Origin of the sequence: Paenactinomyces guangxiensis, from assembly GCF_016055185.1 — a bacterium.
Lineage (GTDB): Bacteria > Bacillota > Bacilli > Thermoactinomycetales > Thermoactinomycetaceae > Paenactinomyces > Paenactinomyces guangxiensis.
In genome coordinates, this window is record NZ_JAECVR010000001.1 from 256,953 (window position 1) to 281,044 (window position 24,092).

The following is a 24,092-nucleotide window of genomic DNA, read 5'->3' on the forward strand; positions in this document are numbered from 1 at the left end:
GATCATTACGCTGAGGGGTTATTTAGTATCTTTGTTCTTTATTCAGAGATTCCGTTATCTTGTTTTTTCAGATGGGCTGAAAAAAGTTGCTTTACATATTCAATTTCATTTTGATCCCAGTAACTCATCAACTTCTCAACAGCATACTGATTTAATGGTCTGTTCGCTTTAATCGGTATGTTTTTTGATTTAAAAAATTCATGGAACTTTTTGATATCTTCAACCGATCCGCGGCCATTCCACCATAAGTCGAGAAAGTTGCCGTCTTTAAAATATAAAATATAGTCACCCTCAAAGCCGCCGTCACCATCATTGCCATAATCAAGAGAAACACGTTCTACTTCATCCCAAGAATATTTAATGGAATCCCCTACCGATTCAGGCAGGGAAAGGCGAACCCCATCTTTCTTTACAAGGATATATGTATCCATGGCAAATGGAACCAATATGAATAACACAACTACAAACGGAAGCACAGATGCAGAGAATGCTTCATCTTTAGTAGAAAGAGTCACTAAGTAAAAAAAGAGGGCCAAGGGAAACGCTACAAATATACAAATGGTAAAGTTATGAGGCCGCTCAAAAAAAATTGATGATGGTGACCAGTACAGCCATTTTTGAAAAAAGAATAAGCCGAAAAGAGTGCCCGTTGTAAATAACAATAAAAACAAGACCCATATCGCACTGTATTTGTGATTTTCCCACTGGCGAAAAAATGCAGAATGATACAGGGGTCTGTTTAATAATAACAGTATTTTTTTTACACGATCCAATCCTGGTATCCGATCTTTGGTCATATCCTCCATCCTTTTAAATCAGATTTTTACAATTTTGCTTCCGTCAATGTTTGTTACCCGGTTTCTCCCCTATTCTACCAAAAAGAGGACCCGCAGAGCAGATCCTCTCTTTTGATAATATTTATTTCGCCACAATATTAACCAGTTTGCCCGGTACCACAATCACTTTACGTACGGTTTTGCCGTCGACCAAATCTTGAATCCGCTCCTGGGCAAGGGCTTGTTTCTCCACTTCTTCGCGGGAAGCTGAGGTAGAAACAACTAATTTCTCCCTGACTTTTCCGTTGATTTGAACAGCGATTTCTACTTCGTTCAGCACAAGCGCTTCCGGGTCAAACGAAGGCCAGTCCTGTGCATGGACACTGCCTTCTCCGCCCATGATTTGCCACAGCTCTTCTGTGATGTGCGGAACAAAGGGCGCCAACAGGATCACCAGCTTCTCCAGCGCTTCACGCAGGGTTCCTCGGTCCGCATGCTCAGGATAACTGTACAACGCGTTTACCAGTTCCATAATCGCGCTGATTGCCGTGTTAAAATGGCTTCTCTCACCAATTTCATGCGTCACTTTTTTGATGGTCTGATGCAGGACGCGGTGCAATTCACGGGCATCGCGATCCGGCTCGGGTGCCGGTGTCAGATTCCGGCCAAACAACGATTCATGCTGGCCAATCAAACGCCAGACCCGGTTTAAAAAGCGATAGCTCCCTTCGACTCCCGTATCGCTCCAATCCAAATCGCGATCAGGCGGGGCAGCAAACAGGATAAATAAGCGGGCTGTATCAGCTCCATATTTATCGACAATCTCCAGGGGGCTGACGACATTCCCTTTTGACTTGGACATCTTAAAACCTTCTTTAAGCACCATTCCCTGAGTTAAAAGGCTGTTGAACGGCTCATCGACGGCAACCATGCCCGCATCATGCAACACTTTGGTGAAAAAGCGGGAATAAAGCAGATGGAGAACGGCATGTTCAATCCCGCCAATGTATTCGTCAACCGGTAACCAGCTGTTGACTTTGTCCGGATCAAAAGGCATGTCCTTATTTTTGGCATCCGTATAGCGCATATAGTACCAGGAAGAGTCAAAGAAAGTATCCATCGTATCCGTTTCACGGCGTGCCTGGCCACCACACGACGGGCAAGAGGTATGAACAAATGTTTCCGATGTGGTGAGCGGGTTGCTCTTGCCGTCAAAAACGACATCCTCCGGCAAAAGGACAGGCAGATCTTCTTTGGGAACGGGTACCGTACCGCACCGGTCACAATAGATCATCGGAATCGGTGTTCCCCAGTAACGCTGGCGGGAAATGAGCCAGTCGCGCAAGCGGTAGTTCACCGTCGGGCCGCCCTGGTTGTTTTCTGCCAGATGGCCGGCGATCGCACCTATGGCTGTGCGATTATTCATTCCGTTGAAAGAGGCGGAGTTTAACAGCACTCCATCTTCGGTATAAGCCTCTGTGAGCGGCTCCGGCAACGGCCCTTCCGCAGGTTGAATGACAGTTCGGATCGGCAAATGATATTTCCGCGCAAACTGGAAATCTCGTTCATCGTGGGCAGGTACCCCCATCACGGCCCCGGTCCCGTAATCCATCAGTACATAGTTGGCAACCCAGATCGGGATTTCTTCCCCGGTCAACGGATGCCTGGCATAGGCGCCGGTAGGATAACCCACTTTTTCCGTCTCGGTCGAAGTCCGCTCAATCTCAGTTTCTTTTCTCATCTTTTCGATGAAACGGGTGATTACCTCTTCATTTTCTTTCCCCTTGATCAACCGGGGCACAAGCGGATGTTCGGGAGCCATCACCATATAGGTGACTCCGTACAAGGTATCCGGCCGGGTTGTAAAAACAGTGACCGGCTCATCATTTAATTCCGGAATGGCAAAGGTCACATGAGCCCCTTCACTTTTACCGATCCAGTTTCTTTGCATCGCTTTCACTTTTTCCGGCCAGCGGGGCAAACGATCCAATCCTTCCAAAAGGCGTTCCGCATAATCAGTGATGCGCAAAAACCATTGTTCCAGTTCTTTCTTGGTTACTTCAGAGTCACAGCGCCAGCACTTTCCGTTCTCCACCTGCTCGTTTGCCAGAACGGTGTAGCAGGTTGGACACCAGTTGACGGACGCTTGTTTGCGATAGGCAAGCCCGCGCTCATAAAAGAGCAGGAATAACCACTGGTTAAATCGATAATACTCGGGCAGGCACGTACCGACATAACGGTCCCAATCATATGAAACTCCCATCAAGGATTGTTCTTTCACAAAGCGGTCCATATTTTTTAAGGTCCACTCTTTGGGATTGACGCCACGGTTAATAGCAGCGTTTTCCGCCGGCAGCCCAAAGGCATCCGCCCCCATGGGGTGCAAAACGCGATAGCCGTTCATTCTGCGGAAACGGGCCACAACATCACCGATGGAATAAACCCGCATATGGCCCATGTGAAGGCCGTCCCCCGAGGGGTAGGGAAACTGTTCCAACGCATAGTATTTCGGCTTTGATGTGTCTTCATCTGTTTCATATAACCGGGTCTTGTCCCAGTGTGCCTGCCATTTGGATTCAATCTCTTTTGGGGTATACTCTTTCAATGTTTTCACCCTCCAAACTCGTGCAGTCTCAGGCTAAGAAGTTTTTCTTCCAGTAAAAGTATAAAACCTCCCGCCCCCAGCATCTTTTCGCTAGGGACGAGAGGTTAGTTAACAATTCCCGCGGTACCACCCTAATTAATGTCTGCTTATCGCAAACACTCACTCAGAATCCGTTAACGAGGACCAAACGCCAAAGAGTACTGGGGTTCCCCTTTGGGGCGATGAGGCGAGTTCACTTGCTTCCCCAGGTTGACTTTCACCAAAATGCCAACTCTCTGCGCTGGGCGCACAAATTACTATTCCTCATCATAGCTGTCAAATATTTAATTCACATTATATGCAACAGGTTTTACCTGTGTCAATGCTTTTTTAACGAAAAATTTATCTTATTTTCACCATGTTATCCATTCTTATCAGGGTGTATACATGTCTACTGCACACGAACATATTGTGCATCTCCCCATAACCGTTCCAGGTCATAGAACTCACGTTCATCTTTGTGGAAAACATGAACAACCACATCACCGAGATCAATCAATACCCAGCGCGCATCCTGGTAGCCTTCAATCCCCTTTAATATAATATCGGACTCCAGGACTTTTTCCTTAATACCGGATACAATCGCCTGTACCTGTGTCTGGGAATTCCCATGACAGATCACAAAGTAATCTGCAAACACGGACAGCCCGCGAATATCCAGAATGGTCACATTTTGGGCTTTTTTCTCCTCGGCAGCGGTGGCTGCTAACTGAGCGATTTCCACTAGATTCAAAAAGATTCCTCCCTTAGGTGCTTTTCAGCGATTTGGTCTAACATATCGTTACGTGCAAGCAAAGTAAGTGGATACACTTTTTGCCCGCGTTGGATCAGAAAGACAATAGAATTGTTCATAGCCTGAAGAACTGCCTGGTCCAAATCTGTTTTTGCCAGCTCCCGAACTTCATCTACACCGGGGAAACGGCGGCCGGGTTCAATATAGTCAGCTAAAAAAATAATTTTTTCAAGCTTGGACATACCGGGACGGCCTGAGGTGTGATAGCGAACGGCATTTAATATGTCTTCATCCGTAATATGGAGTTCCTCCCGGATTACCTCGGCACCCACGGGAGCATGCCACAATTCTTTGTGATAAGAAAGAAGATCTTCAGGGAGATGGCACTTCTTAATCCAGGAAACTAATTCATCCGTCTCCCAAAACTTACAGTAGTCATGTAATATTCCTGCTACTTCAGCCCGGTCCGGATCAACCCCTTCACGTCTGGCCAGTTCTGCCGCTGTTTCGGAGACGCGGAGGGTGTGTTCCCATCTCGCGGGAGTTAACTGCTTTTTTGTAGCTTGCAATAAAAACTCACGTTCCATACAATCCATGCTCCTTCATATACTGGCAAACGGAATCGGGAACAAGATATCGGACCGTTTTGCCCTGCGCAACCCTGTGGCGAATCAAAGTGGATGAGAGATTTGTTTCAATTCCACCGGAGATCCATGTAACGGAGGCAGCTATATCAGCAGCAAGCGGCTCCAGATCCACTCCGGGGCGTCCAAGGGCAATTACTTGGACAAATTGTAGGATTTTCTTTATTTTATACCAATGGGGCAAATCTTTCACCATGTCTGCCCCGACAAGAAGAAAAAATTGGTGATTTGGGTATGTCTCCGCAAGTTCCTGAACAGTATCAACGGTATAAGAGGGGCCTTGCCGGTCAAGTTCTATTCGGGATAGGCAGAAAGCAGGGTTATTTTCAATTGCCAGTTCCACCATACGGACCCGGTGATCAGAGGGGGTAATCTGTTTATCCTGTTTATGGGGTGGCTCTGATGCTGGTATAAACCACACATGATCCAGCGGCACCTCCTCCAACGCCTGTTGTGCCAGCAGAAGATGACCCATGTGAATCGGGTCAAACGTACCGCCAAAGATCCCTACTTTCATCCCATTCACTCTCTCTTATTTTTTATTTCCTGATAGTGAGGCTTCTAAAACCTGTTTCATAAGCTGAATTGGAACCGGCTTGTCCAGCCAGAGTTCAAGGGCAGTGGCGGCCTGGTAGACCAGCATCCCTAATCCGCAGTGAATTTGTGCCCCTTTCAGTTTGGCGGCTTGCAGTAAAGCTGTTTCACGGGGATTGTAAACAAGATCGCTGACAATTTGCCCATGGTGTAACCAATCTGCGGGGATCGGTGTTTCATTGATCCGGGGAAACATGCCCACAGAGGTGGTATTCACCACTAAGTCAGCTTCCCGCACTTCATCCTGACAGTCGCTGATCGCAATTGCCTCCGTACTTGTCCACCGTGACAGATGTTCTGCCAGGCGGTCCGCTTTATCCAAGGTACGGTTGGCAATCGTCACTTTTGGGACACCGGCCGTTGCCAGCGCATATCCGACTGCCCGGGCTGCCCCGCCCGCTCCGAGAATCACCACCCGCTGCTTTGATAAATCAAGGGAAGTCTCTTCCTTCAAGGAGCGGAGATAGCCGGTACCATCTGTGTTATGCCCCGTCCATTTCCCATCTTGATAAACAACCGTATTGACAGCGCCAATCTCTCGGGCGCTTTCGGCCACACCGTCCAAATATTCCATGATCGATGTTTTGTGGGGAATGGTCACATTCCAACCTTTAAACTTTAAGGCCTTCAATCCTTCCACAGCCTGTTTCAATACTGCTGGGGTGACATCAAACGCAAGATAAACATAAGGCGCATCCATCATTTGCAGAGCCGCATTCATCATTTCCGGTGATTTGGAATGGCCCGCCGGATGGCCGAGTAAGCCGAGTCCTCCCGTTTGGCTGGTAATCATTTTTTCTCCTCCCCTTAATAAAGAAACGCCCGCGGGGGCGCTTAGATAATCGCTGGACGGGTCATGACCCGGATTCCTTCGGGAACCCAGAGGTGGAGCGTTGCTTTCTCTTTTCCACAGGCGATCCAACCCAGTCCCGGAATCACAACATCTTGCTTTTCCTTTCCCCGGAGGCTGATCACATGCTTTTTCCAGGGGGGCAATATTTCAGGATCAGCCGGGGGCACGAGCAATCCACCGCAATGTTTCTCCTGGAACACATCAGCATGGTCCAGCTTCGTGCGGTGGATGTAAAGCCGATTTGAGACATAGCAGACAAATGGCTGCCTGGGCCCCCGAACATAATCAAAACGGGCTAACCCGCCCAGAAACAATGTCTGTTTGTCGTTCAGTTGATACACTTTCGGACGAATCGTTTCCCCCGGAACGACTATTTTCAGGTCCCTGGGGCTTACCCACTCACTGATGCGGTCTCTCCGCACAATCCCCGGTGTATCCACAATCGCTTTTCCATCTTCAAGCGGAATACGGATCGCATCCAGGGTCGTACCCGGATAAGGGGATGTGGTTATCACATCCTGTGACTCGCCGCCCACTTCCCGCAACAAACGGTTAATAAACGTCGATTTGCCGGCATTTGTCGCGCCTACAATATACACATCCCGCCCCTGACGGTACTTTTCAATGGCCGTAATCGTTTCGTTCATATTCAGCCCTTTAGCAGCACTGCATAATTCCACATCTATGGGAGTGATCCCAAGGTCCCGGGCCGATTGAACCAGCCACTCTCTTAAACGCCCCCATTTCGTCGACCGGGGGAAAAGGTCGATTTTATTTGCTAACAGCAATAACGGATTATCGCCTATATGGCGATGGATTCCCGGAATCCAGCTCCCGGAAAAATCAAACAAGTCCACAACCTGGACAACCAGACTGTCGGTTCCGGCGATTTCCCCCAGCTTTTGCAAATAAATATCCGGGTTTTGGTTCACGGTGCCGATCTCGCCATAATGCCGGATGCGGTAACACCGCTGGCATAAAACCATTTCCCGTTCCAGTGCGGCGGGCGGCACATAGCCTAATGCAGAAGGTTCTTCTGTCTGCACAGAGATCCCGCATCCCTCACAGTGATACTCTCTTTCGGCGCTCAATGATTTTCCTCCCAACGAAGCAAACCTCGCTTTTCCATCCAACGAAACACAAACCTTTCAATGCGGCGGTTAATACGTGTAAAAAAGCCCTCCACATCGGAGACAGGCACAACCAGAATCGTAAACAATCCCATACGATTCCCCCCCAGCACATCTGTCAGCAACTGATCGCCAATCACAACCGTTTCCTCTTTTTTAGTGCCCATGCTCTTTAAGGCTTTACGAAAAGCTTGAGACAATGGCTTTTTTGCTGTATGTATATACGGAATGTTTAAGGGAGCCGCAAACTGGGAAACTCTTGTTTTGGTGTTATTTGACACAATCATCACTTGTAAACCCATATGTTTTACCTGATCGAGCCACTTGATTAACCTCGGGGTTGCATCAGGGCGCGTAGATTCTACCAGTGTATTATCCAGATCAACAATCACGGACTTGATCCCGCGCCGCTGTAACTCATGGAAATCAATAGTATAGATGGACTGTACATACATATTTGGAATCATCGACTTAAACACATGCCCACCCCGTCCAATTCTAGCTTATCGGGAATAAATATATCACATCTCCGATTCGGGTTGCAAAAAGAGAACCTCGGCTATAAAAGGTTCTCTTTTTATGTTCTGCTATTCAATTAAGCACAAATTCATCACACATTGACCAAACCAATCTCTGACAAAATGAAAGCCGGCTTCTGATAACATTTAGAGAGCCGGGTTGGCAGGCGGTTAAACTTATGTATTAAGCAGTGCGGCGGCTTAATACTTGTTGGATGATTCTGCGCTCTGCTTCTTCATTTTGCCGGTTGATCCAGCCGTGAAGTAAAAATGCATCTATCAATTTCCAAATCCATAAAGGAATAAGAAAAATTAAACCAATTCCAAAGATCCAGATCGTGAACCAACCTAATAAGCCAAGAATAAGTTGTGCAACTGCAGGTCCGGTTCTTCCGACAAAAAAGTTATGTGCACCAAACTCGCCCAGGAAGAACCAGAGGACGTACCCTACTGCCATTGATTTTTTGGCATGCTCCAATTCAGTGGATACCATGGACATCTCTTGGGCAGTTAATTGGCCTTTAAGTTCCAAATTCGACATATGAGTCCTCCCTTTCAATTAAAAAACAACTCTAATTATAATTTGAATTAAATTACTTTTCAAGAAGGTTTATTCAAGTTGACAACATTTTTTTAACTGATGGCACATACTCATAAGCCTAAATAAAAGAGCTTGATTTTGCATCTGATTTGTTCTGATCTTCCGGTTTGAACCCCCCTGCAGGTAACACTGAAACCGGACAAATACTGAGAAAGAATTTATAGTCCGGCGATTGAGCCGGATGATATAAAAAGGCTACCCGAATCGTCCAAATAGGACCCCGGGTAACCTTTTCTAAAAGTGATTAATAACCGGTTGGTTGTTGTGGCATTTGGCTTATAAGAGCAATAACTGCGGCAAGGTAGATGAAACCAAATATAATGCCGACAATAAAGATGGCAAAGCCAACCCAGCCCCAGATACGCTGGACGCGTTTAAAATGTGCAACACTTTCCCACTGCTTGGCTTTCCAGGCCCACTCGCTTCCTTTGGCACCGAGGACAAACATCATGACAATGTTCACAACCGGAATTAAAGTGAGGAGAGAAATCCATACACTGTTGCCAATCCCCCAGATCCAGCCCAGGAAGAAGGCACCCCAGTTCCACTTTTTCACTTCTGCCGGAACTTCATCAAAAGAACTATGCTGGTGTGGTGCAAATTCGGTGTTCATGCTCCATTCTCCTTTTTGCAAAATAAAATAGGAATATACCAAAAGTAATGTTTATTTTAAAGGTATTCTTAAATATTGGCAAGTTGGTTTTTGTTAATTTCTAATAAAAAATGTCATAGAATTCTTAGTAGTATATTTACATTAATTCCAATAAAGTTTTTTTTAGTGTAATCATGCTAAAATTCTTAGCCTCGCAATCGATAGAAGTCCTTCTGTACATTCAAGCAACCTGAAGTATAATAAAGTTAAACACAAAGAGAAAGGATCACAGGCTGATGTGATTGTACCCTGATTCCCAAACCAAAACTAAATACAGATGAAGGAGACATCGTGATGAAACTCTCACTTCCATTTCGTCTGCTCTGGTTGGGACAATCACTGGCCAATTGGGGTGATTCTCTCTATATTCTGGCGGTTGTTACTCTGATTTATCAAGCGACCGGGTCGGTGACACTGAGTGCGCTTGTACCTGTTTTCAAACTATTTCCTCAGCTGGTGAGCGGCCTTCTTGCCCCACTTTTGCTTGAGAGGTTTTCTCTCCGTTCTCTGTTGATCATCTCCCAGGCGGGACAAACGGTTCTGCTGGGGAGTTTAGCGGTCCTTACAGTATTGATCCCTTCTTCATCCGTCGTACACGGGGTCTTGATTTTTATCGGGTCCATCGCATTTTTTGACGGTTGGAGCACGCCGGCGCGCAATGCTTTAGTCCCACGGCTTGTCGAAAAAAAGCTGCTGGTAAAAGCAAACAGCCTTCTCTCGACCACTGATCAAACGCTCATGCTGTTAGGTTGGACCTGCGGGGGAATGCTGGTGGCAGCGTGGGGTCCGCAACCGATCTTATGGCTGACTGCCGCTTTTTTTGCTGTTTCTACTCTGTCTCTCTTGTTTATTCGTGAACCGGCTCAACATGAAGGAAACATGGAAAAGAATGTGCGGAACTGGGAAAGGATTAAAGAAGGATGGATCACTCTTTTTTCCCACCCGATACTCAAACGGGTTACCTTGATGGATGTACTGGAGCACATCGCCGGCACTGTTTGGACAGGGGCAATCATTCTCGCTTTTGTCAGCAGAGTATTGCATAAGGATGAAACCTGGTGGGGCTTTATTAACGGAAGTTATTTCGCCGGGACCATTTTAGGGGGGCTTCTCATCATGGCCCTCTCAAAATGGATTGAGCAAAGATTAATCACTGCCCTTTTTTTCGGCAGCCTGTGTATGGCCATTTTAACTTTTGCCTTTGCGGGCACGAATATTCCGATCATTGCCTTGCTCTTATGCTTAATCATGGGCCCTCCGTATCAAGCCCGTGAAATCGCGCAACGAACATTATTTCAAACACAGACGCCTCCAGAGCAAATGCCTAAAGTATATGCGGCCCACAGTACAATGAGTTATGCAGTATTCGGATTGGGAGTTCTGGGGATGGGCTTCCTGGCTGATCACTACCCTGTTCAAAACGTCTATATCATTGCTGCCATCCTCAGCGGCTGTTCGGCTCTGATCGCTCTTGCCCTGAAAAGAAAACATCCGTCATCAGAACCGGAACCTGTTCATTATAAGAAAAAACGAGCCTCTTAATCCGGCTCGTTTTTGCTATCCTTTTTCACAATTCTGCTTCTGTTTTTCCCTTCGCAAAACATACCAGGTAAGGGCGATGAGAATCACCGCAACGGCAAGTATGGTGCCAAACTTTTGCGAGACATCCAGAAACCGCTGGACTGTGTCCAAGCTGCCCAGATTTCCTATAAATAAAAGCAGGGTGTTCCAGGGAAACACTCCAAAATAAGTGAACAGGATAAAGCGCCACGGCTTGATCCTGCTCAAGCCCGAAATATAAGAAATGTAGTTTCCAAAACTGGTTGGACGGGAGAAGATAATGGTCCACTCCCCATATTTTTTAAACCATAATTGTACTTTCTCTACTTTACTTTGGTCCAGTTTCTTCTTTGAGAAGTTCTCTATTTTATACCCAAGGTAAAATGGAATAAGGCTAAACAGAGTATATACGGCACTATTTAAAGCACCTAACAAAACCAGTTGCCAGGGGCCTACCTGAAAGAGATAACCGTAGATCAGAACAAACATCGCTCCGGGAAACGGTACAGAGGAAGCTTCAATGGCAGTCGCCGCAAATAAACCCCAGGGTCCACATTTTTCAAGAAAATCTAAAGCAAATTGCAGCATATGCCCACTCCCTGATGACTAAAATAACCCGCTAAACTAGCCGCTAATGAAGAAAAAAACCCGTTTGAAAACTTTTTTATTTTTGAAGCATAAAAACATCAAGTTTCAGTATACCATACAGACGGTTTAATCTAAACAGGGAGATAGAAGGGTAAATAAAGGAATCATGACACTTCATGACAAGGGTAAAAATCTTTGCCAATTCTCTCCCTGTAATATCCTTAAGTTTGCTCATGTTTTTTGAAGATGTGGGCATCCACTTCCAGTTCAACGTTTCCCCGCAATGCATTGGAAATCATGCAATTTTTCTCCGCATGTTCGGCAGCTTGTTTGATGCTGTCAAGCTGGTTCTCTGTTGCTGTGTCTTCCACCACCAGCCTGGGGCGGTGAATAATTTTTTCAAATACTAACTTTTTATCTGCATGGACAATTCCTTCTGTTTCCAGGGTAAGTTCAAGTACGGGCAGCTGACGCCGCTCAAGGATCGCCGCTAATGTGATCAGGTAACAGGTTCCCGCCGCGCCAATCAGCATTTCATCCGGGTTTGTTCCCACTCCCGGTCCGTCCATCACTTCAGGAATGGATATATGGCTTTGCAAATGACCTGCGCTAATCGTTCCTACCCCTCCTCTCCCACCACTCCAATTGGCTTTCATATAAAAATGGTGACGTGACATATAAATCCCTACTTTCGTTGTAATATCAAAGACGTACTTTTTCTCTTCGCCAGAGGTTGCCCAAGAATAATGAAACGCACTCCCTTTTATTCTAACAAGAAATGTATCAAGTAACATCACAGAAGCAAATTTTCACTTGAAGAACAAAATGTTAGAATAAATAATATAATTAGTAAAGTTAAAATATTCATATAATTTTCCTTCAGACGAAAATAAGTGAACTACCCCAATGTTTGATGAAGGGAGTATCGGGATGGGCACATACTTTTTTACCGGATTTCCGGGTTTTATTGCATCAGCTCTCCTTCGACAATTGCTGGAAAGTGAACATCAGGTTGATCAAGTCTATCTCCTTGTCCTGCCCGAGTTTGTACCCAAGGCTGAAGAGGCGGTCACCAACTTGATGGTGGAAACCGGGATATTTGCCGATCAGATTACAGTCATTGCCGGAGACATAACTTATCCAAATATGAGGCTGAGTAACGAGAATCTGAGGCGGCTCCAAGAACAAGTCGAATATGTTTACCATCTTGCAGCCATTTATGATCTGGCCGTTCCCGAAAAGCTGGCCTACCGGGTTAACGTCACTGGCACCGCTCATGTCAATGACTGGGTACGGACATTGAAACATGTGAAAAGGTATGTGTATTTTAGCACCGCTTATGTATCCGGAACCAGAGAAGGGAAGATATATGAACATGAGTTGGCAATGAATCAAACCTTTAAAAATCACTATGAAAAAACAAAATTTGAGGCAGAAGTGTTAGTCCGGGGTATGAACGGTCAGGTTCCTGCCACGATCATACGCCCGGGCATCGTCAAAGGAGACTCTCGTACCGGGACAACACTCAAATTTGATGGCCTTTATTTTATGCTTAATTTTTTTGATCGATTACGATTGTGGCCCTGGATTCCATTTTTGGGCGACAGCAAAGCAGTTGGTAACTTCGTGCCCGTTGACTATGTACTGAACGCAACTCTTTATTTGGGCCATTTACCGGAAGGTACAGGAAAAACCTATCACTTAACTGATCCTCATCCTTACTCCATGAACCAGATTTACGAAATGCTGATGCAGGAATACTTAAACCGTAAGCCGACGGGCACGATTCCGCTAAGCCTTACGAAGAGCATCCTCTCCCTTCCGCAATTGCGCAAATGGTTGAAAGTAGAAAAGGAAGCGCTCGACTATTTTTCCTGTGCTGCCTTCTACGACTCCTCTCAGGCCCTGCAAGATTTACAAGGCTCAGGGATCACTTTTCCCGATTTTAAAAAGACGGTTGAAGCGACGGTTGAGTTTTATCGCCGGAATAAGCATGACCCCAAAAAACATATTGTCATCAGGTAGGTAACTTTACCTCGAGAGAGAGGGGCTGGGGCTTATAATAGCTGCCCCTCCACTCTTTTTTCACATGTTACACGATTACTAGTTCCGCAATTGTTCGCGCACTTCCATCAATATTTGCCCCAACGGTTTTTCCCCGTCCCGTCTGACCCGCATCCCCAGTACATATCTTTCGTTGTTTTCTCAATAATGCCTTCATTCCCTGTGGATAACAAGATTTGCTGAAGGTCATCATGAGATTGAAATTTGACATAATCAGCACGTCTCATGATCTCATCCTTGATTTTTACCCAGTCCGGGCGATAGACAAACCTTCATCCCTGGGTTGCACGGCCCACTCCTCCTCACCGGATTCATCTTAAATAATCTGCAGCTCCTTGGGGAATCGGGTTAAGGTTTCACAACCTTCTCTGGTGATCAGCACATCGTCCTCAATACGCACACCCCCAAGCCCTTGTATGTAGATCCCCGGTTCAACAGTGAAGACCATACCGGCTTGCAATGGAGAGTCATTTGTTTCATTGATAGATGGATACTCATGCACATCAATGCCAAGGCCATGGCCAAGTCGATGCGGGAAAAACTCACCGTAACCGGCATCGCTGATGACCGATCTGGCGGCACGGTCCAGATCTCCCATTATCGTTCCCGTTCTGCACTGTTCAAGTGCTTTTTGCTGTGCTTTCAACACTGTCTCATAGATTTGTTGCTGCTGCTCGTTCACCGACCGGAAACCCACCGTTCGGGTGATATCGGAACAATATCCATCCAGAACCACACCGAGATCAAATAATACCAAATCCCCCGGCTGTAATGGAGCAAGAGCAGGAGTCCCATGAGGGAAGGCTGTTTTTCCCCCAAACAAAACTGTGGTGGAGAAAGACATTTCATGGATTCCTTTTTTCTTCATCTCCCATTCGATCCGGGCAACTACTTCCATCTCCGAACATCCCTGTTTGAGCGCCGAGATCCCTACTTCTACGCCATAATCAGCTATTGCGGCAGCTTCCCTTAAAAGTTTGATTTCTCCGGCATCTTTAATCAGGCGCAGCCGGTTTAAAGGTTCATCTGCCGAAACAAAGCGGGCATGAGGGATTACTGCTTGCAATTGTTCAACACGAGAATAAGAGAGTTGTTCTTTTTCAATAGCAACAGTTGCGTGTGCGGAAACTGACCGCTTCGCCAATTCGCTTGCGATCATTTCCCATGGATTCTGCACATCATCATAGCCCAGGACGGGGTTTTTCCAGCCGGCGTTCCTTGCACTGGCAACCTCCATTTGCGGACAGACCAAAAAAGGCTCGGCCTCAGGAAATATAAACAACCTCAGCAATCGCTCATGCGGATGGCAAAAAAATTGGGAAAGATAAAAAACATTGGGTGTGGTATGAATAAATGCCGCATCTGCCTGTTGTTCGCGAAGCCAGGCGGATATTTTGTCCCATCTCTGCTGCATGCTAAAATCACTCCTGCGTTCCATTTACTTTATATAATCAAGATTTCCCTTCATGCGGATCAACAGATTTCAAAGGGAAACATCGAAACTTTAACAACATTATTATATGCTATAACATCGGGTTAAAAAATAAATTTGTATACTGGGCGGGACATGAATACAGTCAGGCGGAGGAAAATCCCTGTACGATCATGGCAACATCTGTTCTAAACTGGTATTTTCATTTAGAATCATGTATAATTGTTAAAATATGATGTCGTGGTAGAATTTTTACTCGATTAAAAGAGGGTATTTAGTCGGAATGTCGAATATATAATATATTATGAAGAAGTTTTTTATTTACCGGCACTAAATTATGTTAAGAAAGGAGCGTTATCAAGTTGGACAGAAACAAAGGATATTTATGCGAAAATTGCGGCAAATCTTCGGCCAAATATGAAGCCCGGTTTATCAAAGAGGGAAAAAACCTTTTAGTCTGTTTTAATTGCTTAAAAGAACTAAGTTCCGTCAAAGCAGATCCGAATCTTCCTCCCGAAAAAAACGGAATGTATTCTTGGCCTTCAGGCGAAGTCAGCAAAGAATCACCTTATAAACAGGAGGTTAATCCTTATCATTTTGACTAACTTTCTTGTCTCCCCCTTCTTCATACCCATGCTTTCTCCTCACTCCCCCACCGGGGGAATCCTCTGCTTAAGAAGAAAACGGTTCCACCTGGTAAAAAATAAAACCCCAGACCTAGCCGGGGTTCATTTGCTCGGATTTGATCCCGCTCACACAGCAAGTCCCTCACAACACCGCCTCAGCCGCTTTCTCCCCTGTTTGATCCATCCGGTTGTGAGATGAACCGATCCATGCCCTTTTATGGTTTAACAGCCAGTTCAAGAAAACCGCTGTGAAGCTTCCCAGTACAATCCCGTTTTCTACAAGTAATTTGACTGCATCGGGAACAGTTTTAAAAATTCCCGGGACAACGGCAGTGCCCAGACCGATCCCCACAGAGCAGGCGACAATCAATAAGTTTTCATTCCGCCTGAAATCCACTTTGGAAAGCATGCGAACCCCGGAAGCGATCACCATTCCAAACATGGGAATCATTGCTCCCCCCAAAACTGGAGTCGGGATGATGGTAGTAATGGCAGCCACCTTCGGCAGGCACCCCAGGACGATGAGAATGAACCCTGCCGCGATCACAACGTTGCGGGTTTTTACCTTGCTGAGAGTGAGCAGTCCTACGTTTTGTGAGAAGGTAGTATAAGGGAAAGCATTAAAGAGCCCGCCAATCACGACGGCTAACCCTTCCGCCCGCAATCCCCTTTTTAAATCCTGCGACTCCAGCTTTCTATCACAAACTTCCCCAAGAGCCAGAAACACACCTGTTGACTCAATCATACTGACAATCGCGACCAGACTCATGGTAATAATCGCGGAAATGTGAAATTCCGGCATCCCGAAATAGAGTGGTTGTACAACGCGGAACCAATCTGCATCTGCAACAGTTTTGAAATCAACCAGCCCCATAAAAGCGGCAACAGCAGTTCCGATAATTAAAGAAATAAGTACAGAGATTGCTTGAATATACCCGTTAAAAAAGCGATTGATTAAAATGACCGATATAAAAGTAATGGCAGCCAGCAGTAAATTTTTCCAGTCTCCAAAAGAAGGGGACCCCTGTCCACCGGCTACATTATTCATGGCCACGGGAATAAGAGAGACTCCGATCGTCATAACAACAGAACCGGTAACAATCGGAGGAAACCATTTCATGATCTTGCCAAAAAATTGTGCGATGATCATGACCACAATCCCTGATGCTATGATCGCTCCATAAATGGCTGTAATCCCTTCAATTTTGCCAATGGCGATCATGGGAGTGACCGCTGTGAAGGTACACCCGAGAATAACCGGTAATTTAATACCCAGATGACGGCCGCCGATGACTTGAATCAGTGAGGCAATTCCACAGGTAAACAAGTCAATCGAAATGAGATAAGCCAACTGGTGAGCCGTCATCCCCATCGCCGGCCCAACGATCAACGGAACCACTACCGCCCCGGCATACATCGCCAACACGTGTTGCAAACCCAAAACTCCAATTTTCCAGGAGCTTAAACCTTTCATCTGCTCTCCCCCTTACTCATTTACTCCCCCGTCATTTTTTCCAGGCCAGATAACCTGAAAACACGAACAATAATCAAATATATCCATAATAACTTTCGGACTTATATTGTCATATTGTATCTTAAACCGGCTGACTTGTTAAATATTTTTTTAGTAAAATATCATTTTCCGATTTATTCCATGTGGGGAGAGATTTTTTTTCGGTAAATGATTCAGGACTGTTAGCTGTCGAAATCTCTAAAAACGGAATAAATAAAAAGCGGGACCCTTTTTCATCGGTTCCCGCTTTTTCCGACTGAGACACACAGTTTCATATTAAAGGCTTTCACGTCATTGAAGGTAAATCCAAAACTTCCTAAAGACCGTTCTATTCTGTGAACCATTCTACTGGAACAGTTACAATCTCTGGGAAAAATACCATAGAGAGCAGAATGGCAATTTGCATGAGCAAGAATGGCCAGATCCCTTTTGTAATATCAACAATACTAATTTTACTGATCCCGCAGCCCACATAAAGGACCGTTCCAATCGGCGGTGTAATTAATCCGATCGAAAGGTTGATAACCATTAACAAGCCGAAGTAAACCGGATCAATGCCTGCCTCTGTGACAACCGGGAGCAGTACAGGAGTAAAGATTAAGATCGCCGGTGTCAAATCCATCACACAACCGACAATAAGCAATAGAAGCATGATCAGTAATAATAAAGTTGTTGGGTTGTCAGTAATGCTGGTTAGAAATTCACTTAGTTGTTGAGGAACTTGTCCAACCGTGATGGCGTATCCGGATACGATGGCGGTTGAAGCCACAAACATAACAACACCAGTCGTTTTTGCCGTATCAACAAACACTTTTGGCAACTGGCTCCACTTAATTTCACGATAGCCAAAGCTGATCATCAATGCATATACTGCCGCAACAACCCCTGCTTCTGTCGGGGTAAAGACACCGCCGCGCAAGCCCACGATAATAATTAAAGGCAGAAGGAGTGCCCAGAAGGCGCGGATAAAAGCTGTCCACCTTTGCTTCATCGTTGCTTTCGGAAGTGTTTCACTTTGATCCCGTTTGGAGACAAAATACCATACCACAACCAGTCCAAGAGAGATTAAAATCCCCGGTATGATTCCTGCCATAAACAATTTCGTAATGGAAACGCCTCCAATGACACCAAACAAAATCATCGGAATGCTTGGCGGGATAACAGTTCCAATAATCCCGGTAGAAGCAACCAAACCAGTCGAACGATTTTTGTTGTATCCCTTTGCAATCATCATCGGAATCAGAATCGCGCCCAAAGCGGCTGTGTCAGCCACAGCTGACCCTGACAATCCGGCAAAAATAACACCGGAAATAATAACTACATATCCCAATCCGCCGCGGATATGTCCGACAAGTGAGCTGGCAAAATCCACAATACGTTTTGAAACCCCGCCAGCGTTCATGATTTCACCGGTTAAAATAAAGAACGGGATTGCCATTAACGAGAAATTATTCGCCCCTTTGACTAAATATTCACCAAGGATCCCCGTATCAAATAATCCAAGTGCGACCAGCATGACCACAGCACTGGCTAACATCGAGTATGCAACAGGAACACCGATTAACAGAAGTAAAAACAGCGATATGAGAAACAGCCAGATCATTTTGCTTTCCCTCCTTCATGCTGAATCGCATCAGCTTTTGCCCAATCCGGAAGGTCCTGGCCGAAAAACACAAAACGAATCGTCTGTACCCCGCTGATGATAATCATCAGGACCCCGGCTACAACTCCGGCAAGGTAAAAGAATGCAACCGGAATTCCAGTCGCCGGACCCGAAACCATTTTGTTCAACTCAATCATTTTAAACAAACCGTCAATGAATAGAATAAGGACAAAAATAACGAGTGAATTGGAAATAAAATATAATATTTTCTGCACTGGCCGCGGAACTCTTGCAATGAGCAAATCAACGCCAAGATGACTTTTATCCTTGACCGCTACAACCGCACCCAGAAAAACAATCCACACAAACATATATCTGGCCATTTCTTCTGACCAGGTAATTCCCGACTCAAATCCGTAGCGAAGCACGACATTCAAAAAAACAAGGCTTACCATGCCTGCCATAATCACTACAATGACTCCGTTCAGTACCTGATTCAGCAGCTTTAATATTTTTTTCATCTACTTCCACCCCTTATGAACAGACTGGGCATTCAGGCCGTGCTCAGAGAGCTACTTTTGTGCACGAATCTTGTTCACCAACTCTTCCGCCCAATCATACTTTTTGTACAGCTCTTCATAAACAGGCTCTACTGATTTTTCCAGCTCGCTCCGAAACTTCTCGTCGGGAACAATAATTTCAATCCCTTCCTTTTCAAGCTCTTTTTTTACTTTTTCCTCTGATTCTTGGAGAAGCTTCCATTCATATTGGGCAGACTCTCTGGCTGCTTCACGAATAATTTTCTGTGTTTCTTTATCTAATCCATCATAAAATTTTTTGTTCATTAAATATACATTAGGACTGAACATGTGCCTTGTTTCCGTTACATGGCTTTGAACCTCATAAAAGCCGGACTCTTTTAAGGTCACATAAGGATTTTCCTGTCCGTCAATCACACCCTGTTCAAGGGCGGTAAACACTTCTGAAAGAGCAAGCGGCTGTACATTCGCTCCCAACGCCTTGCCCGTGCTAATGAAAATCGGAATGTTCCCCATCCTTAAACGGAATCCTTTAAAATCCTCCATGGAGTCAATTTTTCGGTTTGCTGACACCACTCTGAAACCGTTTGCGGTCCAGGCAAGCGGTTCAGCGCCAAGTTCTCTGAAGGCATCCCCGATTTCCTCACCGACTTCCCCGTGTAAAATCCGGTTTGCCTGCTCATAGTTATCAAACAAATAAGGCCATTCAACAACACCGATTTTCGGATTGGCTATTTGCAATCCCATTCCGGTAATCGCCATTTGAATCGATCCGATCCGTACACCACTCGAAAATTGTTCTTCATCCCCGAGTGCATTGGCGGGATAGATTTCAACTTTATATTTGCCATGGGTTTTTTCTTCAACCATCGGTTTAAACTTTTCCCTTAATGCAATATTTTGCGGATGTGTTTCCGAGCAATAGTTTGCGATTTTGATGGTAGTAACCCCATTTTTGGCCTTTCCGGCATTTTCGAGCAAACTGCAAGCAGAGGTAAAGAATAATGAAATGATCATAAAAATGGATATAAGCGTTTTCATTTTCATGTTTTTCCCCCCTTGTTACAACCACCAGACAAACGGGGAGGCCGTCAAAACCAGAGCCTCCCCTTGCAGAGGCTAAACTCTTGCCGCATTAACAGCCTGTACAAATTGAGAAGCTTTATTTTCTAAGTCAATGAAGTAGTCTTCATTCATTGCTTTTTTGGTGTTTACCAGAGAGCTGCCGATTCCCGCAGCCACAGCACCCGCCTTGATATAGTCACCCACATTATCAACATTCAGCCCGCCTGTCGGCATCAGTGGAATATGCGGCATAGGCCCGTGGATATCCTTGATATAACGAGGGCCAAACAGATTGGCCGGAAATACTTTGATCAGATCTGCCCCATTTTCATAAGCAGTTAAAATCTCAGTGGGCGTTAACGCTCCCGGTATACTTAGTACACCGTAACGCTTCGCCATTTTGATCGTTTCCGGATTGACTGTTGGTGAGAAGATAAACTTCGCGCCTGCCATAATAGCAGCTCTTGCGGTTTCCGGGTCAAGCACCGTCCCTGCACCGACAATAACTTCATCACCAAATTCATCGGAAACTTGCTCAATCAATGACAGTACTTTTGGTGTTTCTACCGTAATTTCCAGCGTTTTCACACCGCCATTTTTGAGCGCTCTTGCGATATCTGACACATTCTGCGGTCTCGCACCGCGAATAACAGCTACGATTCCATTTTCTTTGATCTGGTTCAATAAATTCATTTTAGAAACCACCTCCCTAACGATGCACATCATCATTTTTTCTATTGATAAACGCTTCGATTTCGTCACGCTCAGGCAGACCTTCTACATCTCCGTTCACCATCGTGACCAGGGCTCCAACCGCATTGCCTCTTTCAACAGCCTGTTCCGGACTGAGTGAATCCAGCAATCCGGAAAGAAACCCGGCGGCAAATCCATCCCCCGCACCAACAGGATCAATGACACGCTCAACCGGAAACCCCGCAACCTTTACATTTTTTTCCTTTGAAAAATACCATGCTCCTTCTGCTCCTAATTTCAGAACAACGATTGAGACTCCGTGATTGAGGAACAGCTGCCCAAGCTTTTCCGGGTCACTTTCCCCGAATATAAACTCTCCTTCAGCGATTCCCGGGAGTACGATATCTGCTTTCGCCGCCAGTTCGCTGAGAGTTTCCCTCGCTTTTTCTTCGTTCCAGAGTTTTTTTCGCAAATTGGGGTCAAAAACAACTTTAACCCCGCTTCTTTTGGCAATGTTTACCGCCTCATCGATCATCTCTGCGCAGCTTTCACTTAAGGCCGGGGTAATCCCGGTGATATGGAGATACTTGGCTTTTGCGATATACTCCTCATCCAGATCCAGTTTGGATAGCGTACTTGCGGCAGAACCCTTCCGGTAATAAGTAACCCGGACATCATCTGCTCTTCTCAATTCCTTAAAGTAAATACCTGTCGGCGCGCTCGGATCTACTTTCACCCTGCTGACATCCACGCCTTCACCACTGATAAAGGAAAGCATGGCTTTGCCGAATTCATCGTTGCCAACCTTGCTGATCCAGCCTGTTCGATGCCCAAGCCGTGACAAACCGATTGCGACATTGGATTCAGCTCCGCCTAATTTCATTGAAAAAGATTTCGCATACCTCATCATCCCGGACATATCGGGTGTAAACAACGCCATTGTTTCCCCAATGGTTACAACATCCATCCACATCGCATCCTATTCCTGGGCAAGATATTGATAAACTGTCTCTGTCACCGGCACACCGTTTTCAAGCCTTTCTTTTTCTCTCAACTGCTCAGGCTCACCCGGAACCAACACTTTTTCAAAGCCTTCAGCCGGTTGTGTTTCATGAATTTCATTGATCATCTGGTCCATGTTGGCAAGAAACCCGGACGGATCTGTAAATGCTGCCGGATTGACCGCGCACACCAAGTGACCCAGCTTACGCATTTTGCTGTAATTACCGTACATGGTGGTAATATGAGGGCCAAATGCGGAACCTGTTAACAGACCGGACAGTACATCAACAACCATCGCAAGTCCATATCCTTTCGGTCCGGCAAACGGCAGAAGAGCTGTTACCCGGTTGGGGTCCGTGGACGGCTTGCCGTTTTCATCAACGCCCCAGTCTGCCGGAATTGATGTGCCTGCTTCCCTGGCGTGGAGCACTTTACCAAACGCCACATTGCTTGTTGCCATGTCGAGAATCACAGGTTTGTTTTCTTTCGCCGGGAAGGCGAATGCGATCGGGTTTGTGCCAAAGTAAGGTTTCGCCCCCCCAAATGGAACCACAACTTTATCTGTATGAGTAAGGGCCATCCCGATTAAATTCTTTTCCGCTGCCTGTTGAACAAAATAGGATAGTGCGCCGCAGTGGCTGCTGTTGATAACCCCCACCATGCCGACCCCGTTCTTTTCCGCCAGTTGAATCGCATAATCCATCGCCTCTTTTGCAACAACATGTCCCATGCCGTCATCCCCGTCAAATACAGCTGTACAGGGTCCCGTATCTTTTACGGAGAATTCAGGGCTTGGATTTAAGCCGCCCATGGTCAGGCGTTTGACATAATGCTCCGTACGCAAGACACCGTGAGAACTTACGCCCCGCAGATCTGCATGAACAAGTACATCAGCAACCACCTTTGCATGGTCTTCACGCAAACCCGCCTTGGTTAATTTTTTGACTACCATTCCTGCCAGTTCTTTCTGTGGTACAATCACATCTCCCATTGTGACAACATCCTTTCAAGGTCTTTTATTTAAGCTTGCCTATTTCGTTATGCAAACGAACCAACCAGGTTCTGCATGGTATGATCCTCATTTAACAGGACTCCCGTTCTATCAATTCCGGCTCAAAACGGTGAACGCGGGATTCCCCGGAAGGATCCGGATTCTCAATCTTTCGGAACAACAGTTCAGCCGCTTTTTTCCCCATTTGAAATACCGGTTGTTTCACTGTTGTTAAAGGAGGGTTGTAAATATTTGCGAATGAAACCTCGTCAATCCCGATCAGGGCAAGCTGGCCGGGAATGGTGATCTTGTTCTCTTTTGCATAAGTTAGAATCTCCATCAGTGCCAGATCATTTCCGGCCAGAATCGCTTGAGGCGGTTGATCCAGCGCGTACATCTCCCTTAATCCCTCTTTAATCAGATGGACCTCCATCCCCCTCACGTAATCATCCCGGATCGGCATTTGGTGTTCCTCCATGGCCTTGATAAATCCAGTGATCCGTTCAACCCTTGGGGTCAGGTTATGGATTAATGAAGTTGTCACAATCCCGATTCGCTCATAGCCTTTTTCAATAAAATGATTGACCGCCAGTTTGGCAGCCGCTTCATTATCCAGAATAACCGTGTCGACGGACAGGCCGGAAACGATCCGGTCTACAAATACAAGCGGAAACTTCTCTTTTACCATGGATTGATAAAGGTTGATGTTTCCGCCTGTCGGAAACACAATCAACCCGTCAACTTGTTTTGCCATCAACATTTGTATATATTTCTTTTCTTTGTCGGGGTCATCATCAGCGTTGCAAACAATCACATGGTAATCACTTTCATGACACACATCCTCAATCGCCCTAATAATCTGAGTAGAAAACGTATGCAAAATATTGGCCACAATGACGCCAATGGTGGAGGTTTTCTTTTGTTTCAGGCTTCTTGCAACGAAATTAGGCTGATATCCTAACTCCCGAATCGCCTGTTCAATTCGCTGCTTTGTCTTCTTGCTCATGTAGTCATAACGTTTATTTAAGTATTGTGAGACTGTACTTTTTGAAACATTGGCATGTTTTGCAACTTCAGCCATTGTTACTTTTTTCATGGGGTACACCCTTTAACTAAACCGGTTTAGTAAATCGATTTAGTTCGAGTATAAAAAAAATGTAAGCGCTTTGCAATAGGCAAAAAAGTACACAACCTATAAAATGGCACTCCTTTACTGTAATCTTTTTATTTTTAATTTTACTAAATTGAAAAAAGCCGCAGTGCATGAAAAC

23 protein-coding genes, 1 pseudogene and 1 other annotated feature are annotated in these 24,092 nt (G+C 45.6%); of the genes and pseudogenes, 2 read left to right on the top strand and 22 right to left on the bottom strand.

Features of this window, described 5'->3' with window-relative positions; genetic code table 11:
• Positions 1-38: 38 nt before the first annotated feature.
• The 10 genes from I8U27_RS01330 to I8U27_RS01375 form a co-directional block, all read right to left on the bottom strand.
• A complete protein-coding gene (locus I8U27_RS01330; protein ID WP_181750292.1) occupies positions 39-797 on the bottom strand; it encodes a hypothetical protein in 759 nt (252 codons plus the stop codon).
• A 121-nt stretch (positions 798-918) separates the two neighbouring features.
• Entirely contained in the window at positions 919-3,381 is a 2,463-nt protein-coding gene (gene leuS, locus I8U27_RS01335) for a leucine--tRNA ligase (RefSeq protein WP_181750291.1), read from the bottom strand.
• A gap of 89 nt (positions 3,382-3,470) precedes the next feature.
• Positions 3,471-3,700: a binding site (T-box leader), on the bottom strand.
• Between the two features lie 111 nt (positions 3,701-3,811).
• Entirely contained in the window at positions 3,812-4,153 is a 342-nt protein-coding gene (gene rsfS / locus I8U27_RS01340) for a ribosome silencing factor (protein ID WP_181750290.1), read from the bottom strand.
• Positions 4,150-4,740 carry a bis(5'-nucleosyl)-tetraphosphatase (symmetrical) YqeK gene (gene yqeK / locus I8U27_RS01345; RefSeq protein ID WP_181750289.1) on the bottom strand — a complete coding sequence of 197 codons (591 nt, stop codon included), beginning with the start codon at positions 4,738-4,740 and terminating at the stop codon, positions 4,150-4,152. The genes rsfS and yqeK overlap by 4 nt, the downstream gene beginning before the upstream one ends.
• Complete coding sequence (locus I8U27_RS01350; RefSeq protein ID WP_181750288.1) at positions 4,730-5,314, bottom strand: nicotinate-nucleotide adenylyltransferase; 585 nt, start codon at positions 5,312-5,314, stop codon at positions 4,730-4,732. Before I8U27_RS01350 ends, yqeK begins: the two co-directional genes overlap by 11 nt.
• A 15-nt stretch (positions 5,315-5,329) precedes the next feature.
• A complete protein-coding gene (gene aroE / locus I8U27_RS01355; protein ID WP_181750287.1) occupies positions 5,330-6,184 on the bottom strand; it encodes a shikimate dehydrogenase in 855 nt (284 codons plus the stop codon).
• Positions 6,185-6,225: 41 nt separating this feature from the next.
• Positions 6,226-7,335 (bottom strand): ribosome biogenesis GTPase YqeH, encoded by a 1,110-nt coding sequence (gene yqeH / locus I8U27_RS01360; protein WP_181750286.1) that lies wholly within the window; start codon positions 7,333-7,335, stop codon positions 6,226-6,228.
• The gene (locus I8U27_RS01365) at positions 7,332-7,853 is read right to left on the bottom strand and encodes a YqeG family HAD IIIA-type phosphatase (RefSeq protein ID WP_181750285.1); all 522 of its coding nucleotides are present in this window, start codon (positions 7,851-7,853) and stop codon (positions 7,332-7,334) included. Before I8U27_RS01365 ends, yqeH begins: the two co-directional genes overlap by 4 nt.
• A gap of 223 nt (positions 7,854-8,076) precedes the next feature.
• Complete coding sequence (locus I8U27_RS01370; RefSeq protein WP_198065816.1) at positions 8,077-8,433, bottom strand: TM2 domain-containing protein; 357 nt, start codon at positions 8,431-8,433, stop codon at positions 8,077-8,079.
• Between the two features lie 304 nt (positions 8,434-8,737).
• Positions 8,738-9,106, bottom strand: coding sequence for a ribonuclease G (locus I8U27_RS01375; protein WP_181750284.1), 369 nt, complete (start codon positions 9,104-9,106; stop codon positions 8,738-8,740).
• Between the two features lie 333 nt (positions 9,107-9,439).
• Between I8U27_RS01375 and I8U27_RS01380 the strand changes: the two genes are divergently transcribed.
• Positions 9,440-10,687: an MFS transporter gene (locus I8U27_RS01380; protein ID WP_181750283.1), complete on the top strand. Its 1,248-nt coding sequence runs from the start codon at positions 9,440-9,442 to the stop codon at positions 10,685-10,687.
• A 15-nt stretch (positions 10,688-10,702) separates the two neighbouring features.
• On the opposite strand, the gene I8U27_RS01385 is transcribed toward I8U27_RS01380, so the two are convergent.
• Positions 10,703-11,293, bottom strand: a complete 591-nt coding sequence (locus I8U27_RS01385) for a DedA family protein (protein WP_181750282.1) — start codon at positions 11,291-11,293, stop codon at positions 10,703-10,705.
• Positions 11,294-11,514: 221 nt separating this feature from the next.
• The gene (locus I8U27_RS01390) at positions 11,515-11,970 is read right to left on the bottom strand and encodes an SACOL1771 family peroxiredoxin (protein WP_181750281.1); all 456 of its coding nucleotides are present in this window, start codon (positions 11,968-11,970) and stop codon (positions 11,515-11,517) included.
• 253 nt (positions 11,971-12,223) lie between these two features.
• Here I8U27_RS01390 and I8U27_RS01395 point away from each other — a divergent pair, with 253 nt between their 5' ends.
• Positions 12,224-13,318: an SDR family oxidoreductase gene (locus I8U27_RS01395; protein ID WP_181750280.1), complete on the top strand. Its 1,095-nt coding sequence runs from the start codon at positions 12,224-12,226 to the stop codon at positions 13,316-13,318.
• A gap of 107 nt (positions 13,319-13,425) precedes the next feature.
• Here I8U27_RS01395 and I8U27_RS01400 read toward each other — a convergent pair.
• The 10 genes and pseudogenes from I8U27_RS01400 to I8U27_RS01445 form a co-directional block, all read right to left on the bottom strand.
• Positions 13,426-13,602 (bottom strand): annotated as a pseudogene (locus tag I8U27_RS01400) (NADAR domain-containing protein); the annotation flags it as partial.
• A gap of 71 nt (positions 13,603-13,673) precedes the next feature.
• Positions 13,674-14,771, bottom strand: a complete 1,098-nt coding sequence (locus I8U27_RS01405; protein WP_181750279.1) for a M24 family metallopeptidase — start codon at positions 14,769-14,771, stop codon at positions 13,674-13,676.
• 786 nt (positions 14,772-15,557) lie between these two features.
• Positions 15,558-16,889, bottom strand: coding sequence for a nucleobase:cation symporter-2 family protein (locus I8U27_RS01410; protein WP_181750278.1), 1,332 nt, complete (start codon positions 16,887-16,889; stop codon positions 15,558-15,560).
• A 367-nt stretch (positions 16,890-17,256) separates the two neighbouring features.
• Positions 17,257-18,531, bottom strand: coding sequence for a TRAP transporter large permease (locus I8U27_RS01415; protein WP_181750277.1), 1,275 nt, complete (start codon positions 18,529-18,531; stop codon positions 17,257-17,259).
• On the bottom strand, positions 18,528-19,052 hold the full coding sequence (locus I8U27_RS01420; protein ID WP_181750276.1) for a TRAP transporter small permease: 525 nt from the start codon (positions 19,050-19,052) through the stop codon (positions 18,528-18,530). Before I8U27_RS01420 ends, I8U27_RS01415 begins: the two co-directional genes overlap by 4 nt.
• 51 nt (positions 19,053-19,103) lie before the next feature.
• Positions 19,104-20,117, bottom strand: coding sequence for a TRAP transporter substrate-binding protein (locus I8U27_RS01425; protein ID WP_198065818.1), 1,014 nt, complete (start codon positions 20,115-20,117; stop codon positions 19,104-19,106).
• Positions 20,118-20,189: 72 nt separating this feature from the next.
• On the bottom strand, positions 20,190-20,828 hold the full coding sequence (locus tag I8U27_RS01430; RefSeq protein ID WP_181750275.1) for a bifunctional 4-hydroxy-2-oxoglutarate aldolase/2-dehydro-3-deoxy-phosphogluconate aldolase: 639 nt from the start codon (positions 20,826-20,828) through the stop codon (positions 20,190-20,192).
• Between the two features lie 16 nt (positions 20,829-20,844).
• Positions 20,845-21,795 carry a sugar kinase gene (locus I8U27_RS01435; RefSeq protein WP_181750274.1) on the bottom strand — a complete coding sequence of 317 codons (951 nt, stop codon included), beginning with the start codon at positions 21,793-21,795 and terminating at the stop codon, positions 20,845-20,847.
• A 12-nt stretch (positions 21,796-21,807) separates the two neighbouring features.
• Positions 21,808-22,821, bottom strand: coding sequence for an ureidoglycolate dehydrogenase (allD, locus tag I8U27_RS01440; protein WP_181750273.1), 1,014 nt, complete (start codon positions 22,819-22,821; stop codon positions 21,808-21,810).
• Positions 22,822-22,912: 91 nt separating this feature from the next.
• The gene (locus I8U27_RS01445) at positions 22,913-23,917 is read right to left on the bottom strand and encodes a LacI family DNA-binding transcriptional regulator (RefSeq protein WP_181750272.1); all 1,005 of its coding nucleotides are present in this window, start codon (positions 23,915-23,917) and stop codon (positions 22,913-22,915) included.
• Between the last annotated feature and the right edge of the window lie 175 nt (positions 23,918-24,092).

Coding starts and splice junctions, on each gene's coding strand:
- I8U27_RS01330 (WP_181750292.1), bottom strand. CDS start 797: ATGACCAAAGATCGGATACCAGGATTGGATCGTGTAAAAAAAATACTG.
- yqeK (WP_181750289.1), bottom strand. CDS start 4,740: ATGGAACGTGAGTTTTTATTGCAAGCTACAAAAAAGCAGTTAACTCCC.
- I8U27_RS01350 (WP_181750288.1), bottom strand. CDS start 5,314: ATGAAAGTAGGGATCTTTGGCGGTACGTTTGACCCGATTCACATGGGT.
- aroE (WP_181750287.1), bottom strand. CDS start 6,184: ATGATTACCAGCCAAACGGGAGGACTCGGCTTACTCGGCCATCCGGCG.
- I8U27_RS01370 (WP_198065816.1), bottom strand. CDS start 8,433: ATGTCGAATTTGGAACTTAAAGGCCAATTAACTGCCCAAGAGATGTCC.
- I8U27_RS01375 (WP_181750284.1), bottom strand. CDS start 9,106: ATGAACACCGAATTTGCACCACACCAGCATAGTTCTTTTGATGAAGTT.
- I8U27_RS01380 (WP_181750283.1), top strand. CDS start 9,440: ATGAAACTCTCACTTCCATTTCGTCTGCTCTGGTTGGGACAATCACTG.
- I8U27_RS01385 (WP_181750282.1), bottom strand. CDS start 11,293: ATGCTGCAATTTGCTTTAGATTTTCTTGAAAAATGTGGACCCTGGGGT.
- I8U27_RS01390 (WP_181750281.1), bottom strand. CDS start 11,970: ATGTCACGTCACCATTTTTATATGAAAGCCAATTGGAGTGGTGGGAGA.
- I8U27_RS01395 (WP_181750280.1), top strand. CDS start 12,224: ATGGGCACATACTTTTTTACCGGATTTCCGGGTTTTATTGCATCAGCT.
- I8U27_RS01405 (WP_181750279.1), bottom strand. CDS start 14,771: ATGCAGCAGAGATGGGACAAAATATCCGCCTGGCTTCGCGAACAACAG.
- I8U27_RS01410 (WP_181750278.1), bottom strand. CDS start 16,889: ATGAAAGGTTTAAGCTCCTGGAAAATTGGAGTTTTGGGTTTGCAACAC.
- I8U27_RS01415 (WP_181750277.1), bottom strand. CDS start 18,531: ATGATCTGGCTGTTTCTCATATCGCTGTTTTTACTTCTGTTAATCGGT.
- I8U27_RS01420 (WP_181750276.1), bottom strand. CDS start 19,052: ATGAAAAAAATATTAAAGCTGCTGAATCAGGTACTGAACGGAGTCATT.
- I8U27_RS01425 (WP_198065818.1), bottom strand. CDS start 20,117: ATGAAAATGAAAACGCTTATATCCATTTTTATGATCATTTCATTATTC.
- I8U27_RS01430 (WP_181750275.1), bottom strand. CDS start 20,828: ATGAATTTATTGAACCAGATCAAAGAAAATGGAATCGTAGCTGTTATT.
- I8U27_RS01435 (WP_181750274.1), bottom strand. CDS start 21,795: ATGGATGTTGTAACCATTGGGGAAACAATGGCGTTGTTTACACCCGAT.
- allD (WP_181750273.1), bottom strand. CDS start 22,821: ATGGGAGATGTGATTGTACCACAGAAAGAACTGGCAGGAATGGTAGTC.
- I8U27_RS01445 (WP_181750272.1), bottom strand. CDS start 23,917: ATGAAAAAAGTAACAATGGCTGAAGTTGCAAAACATGCCAATGTTTCA.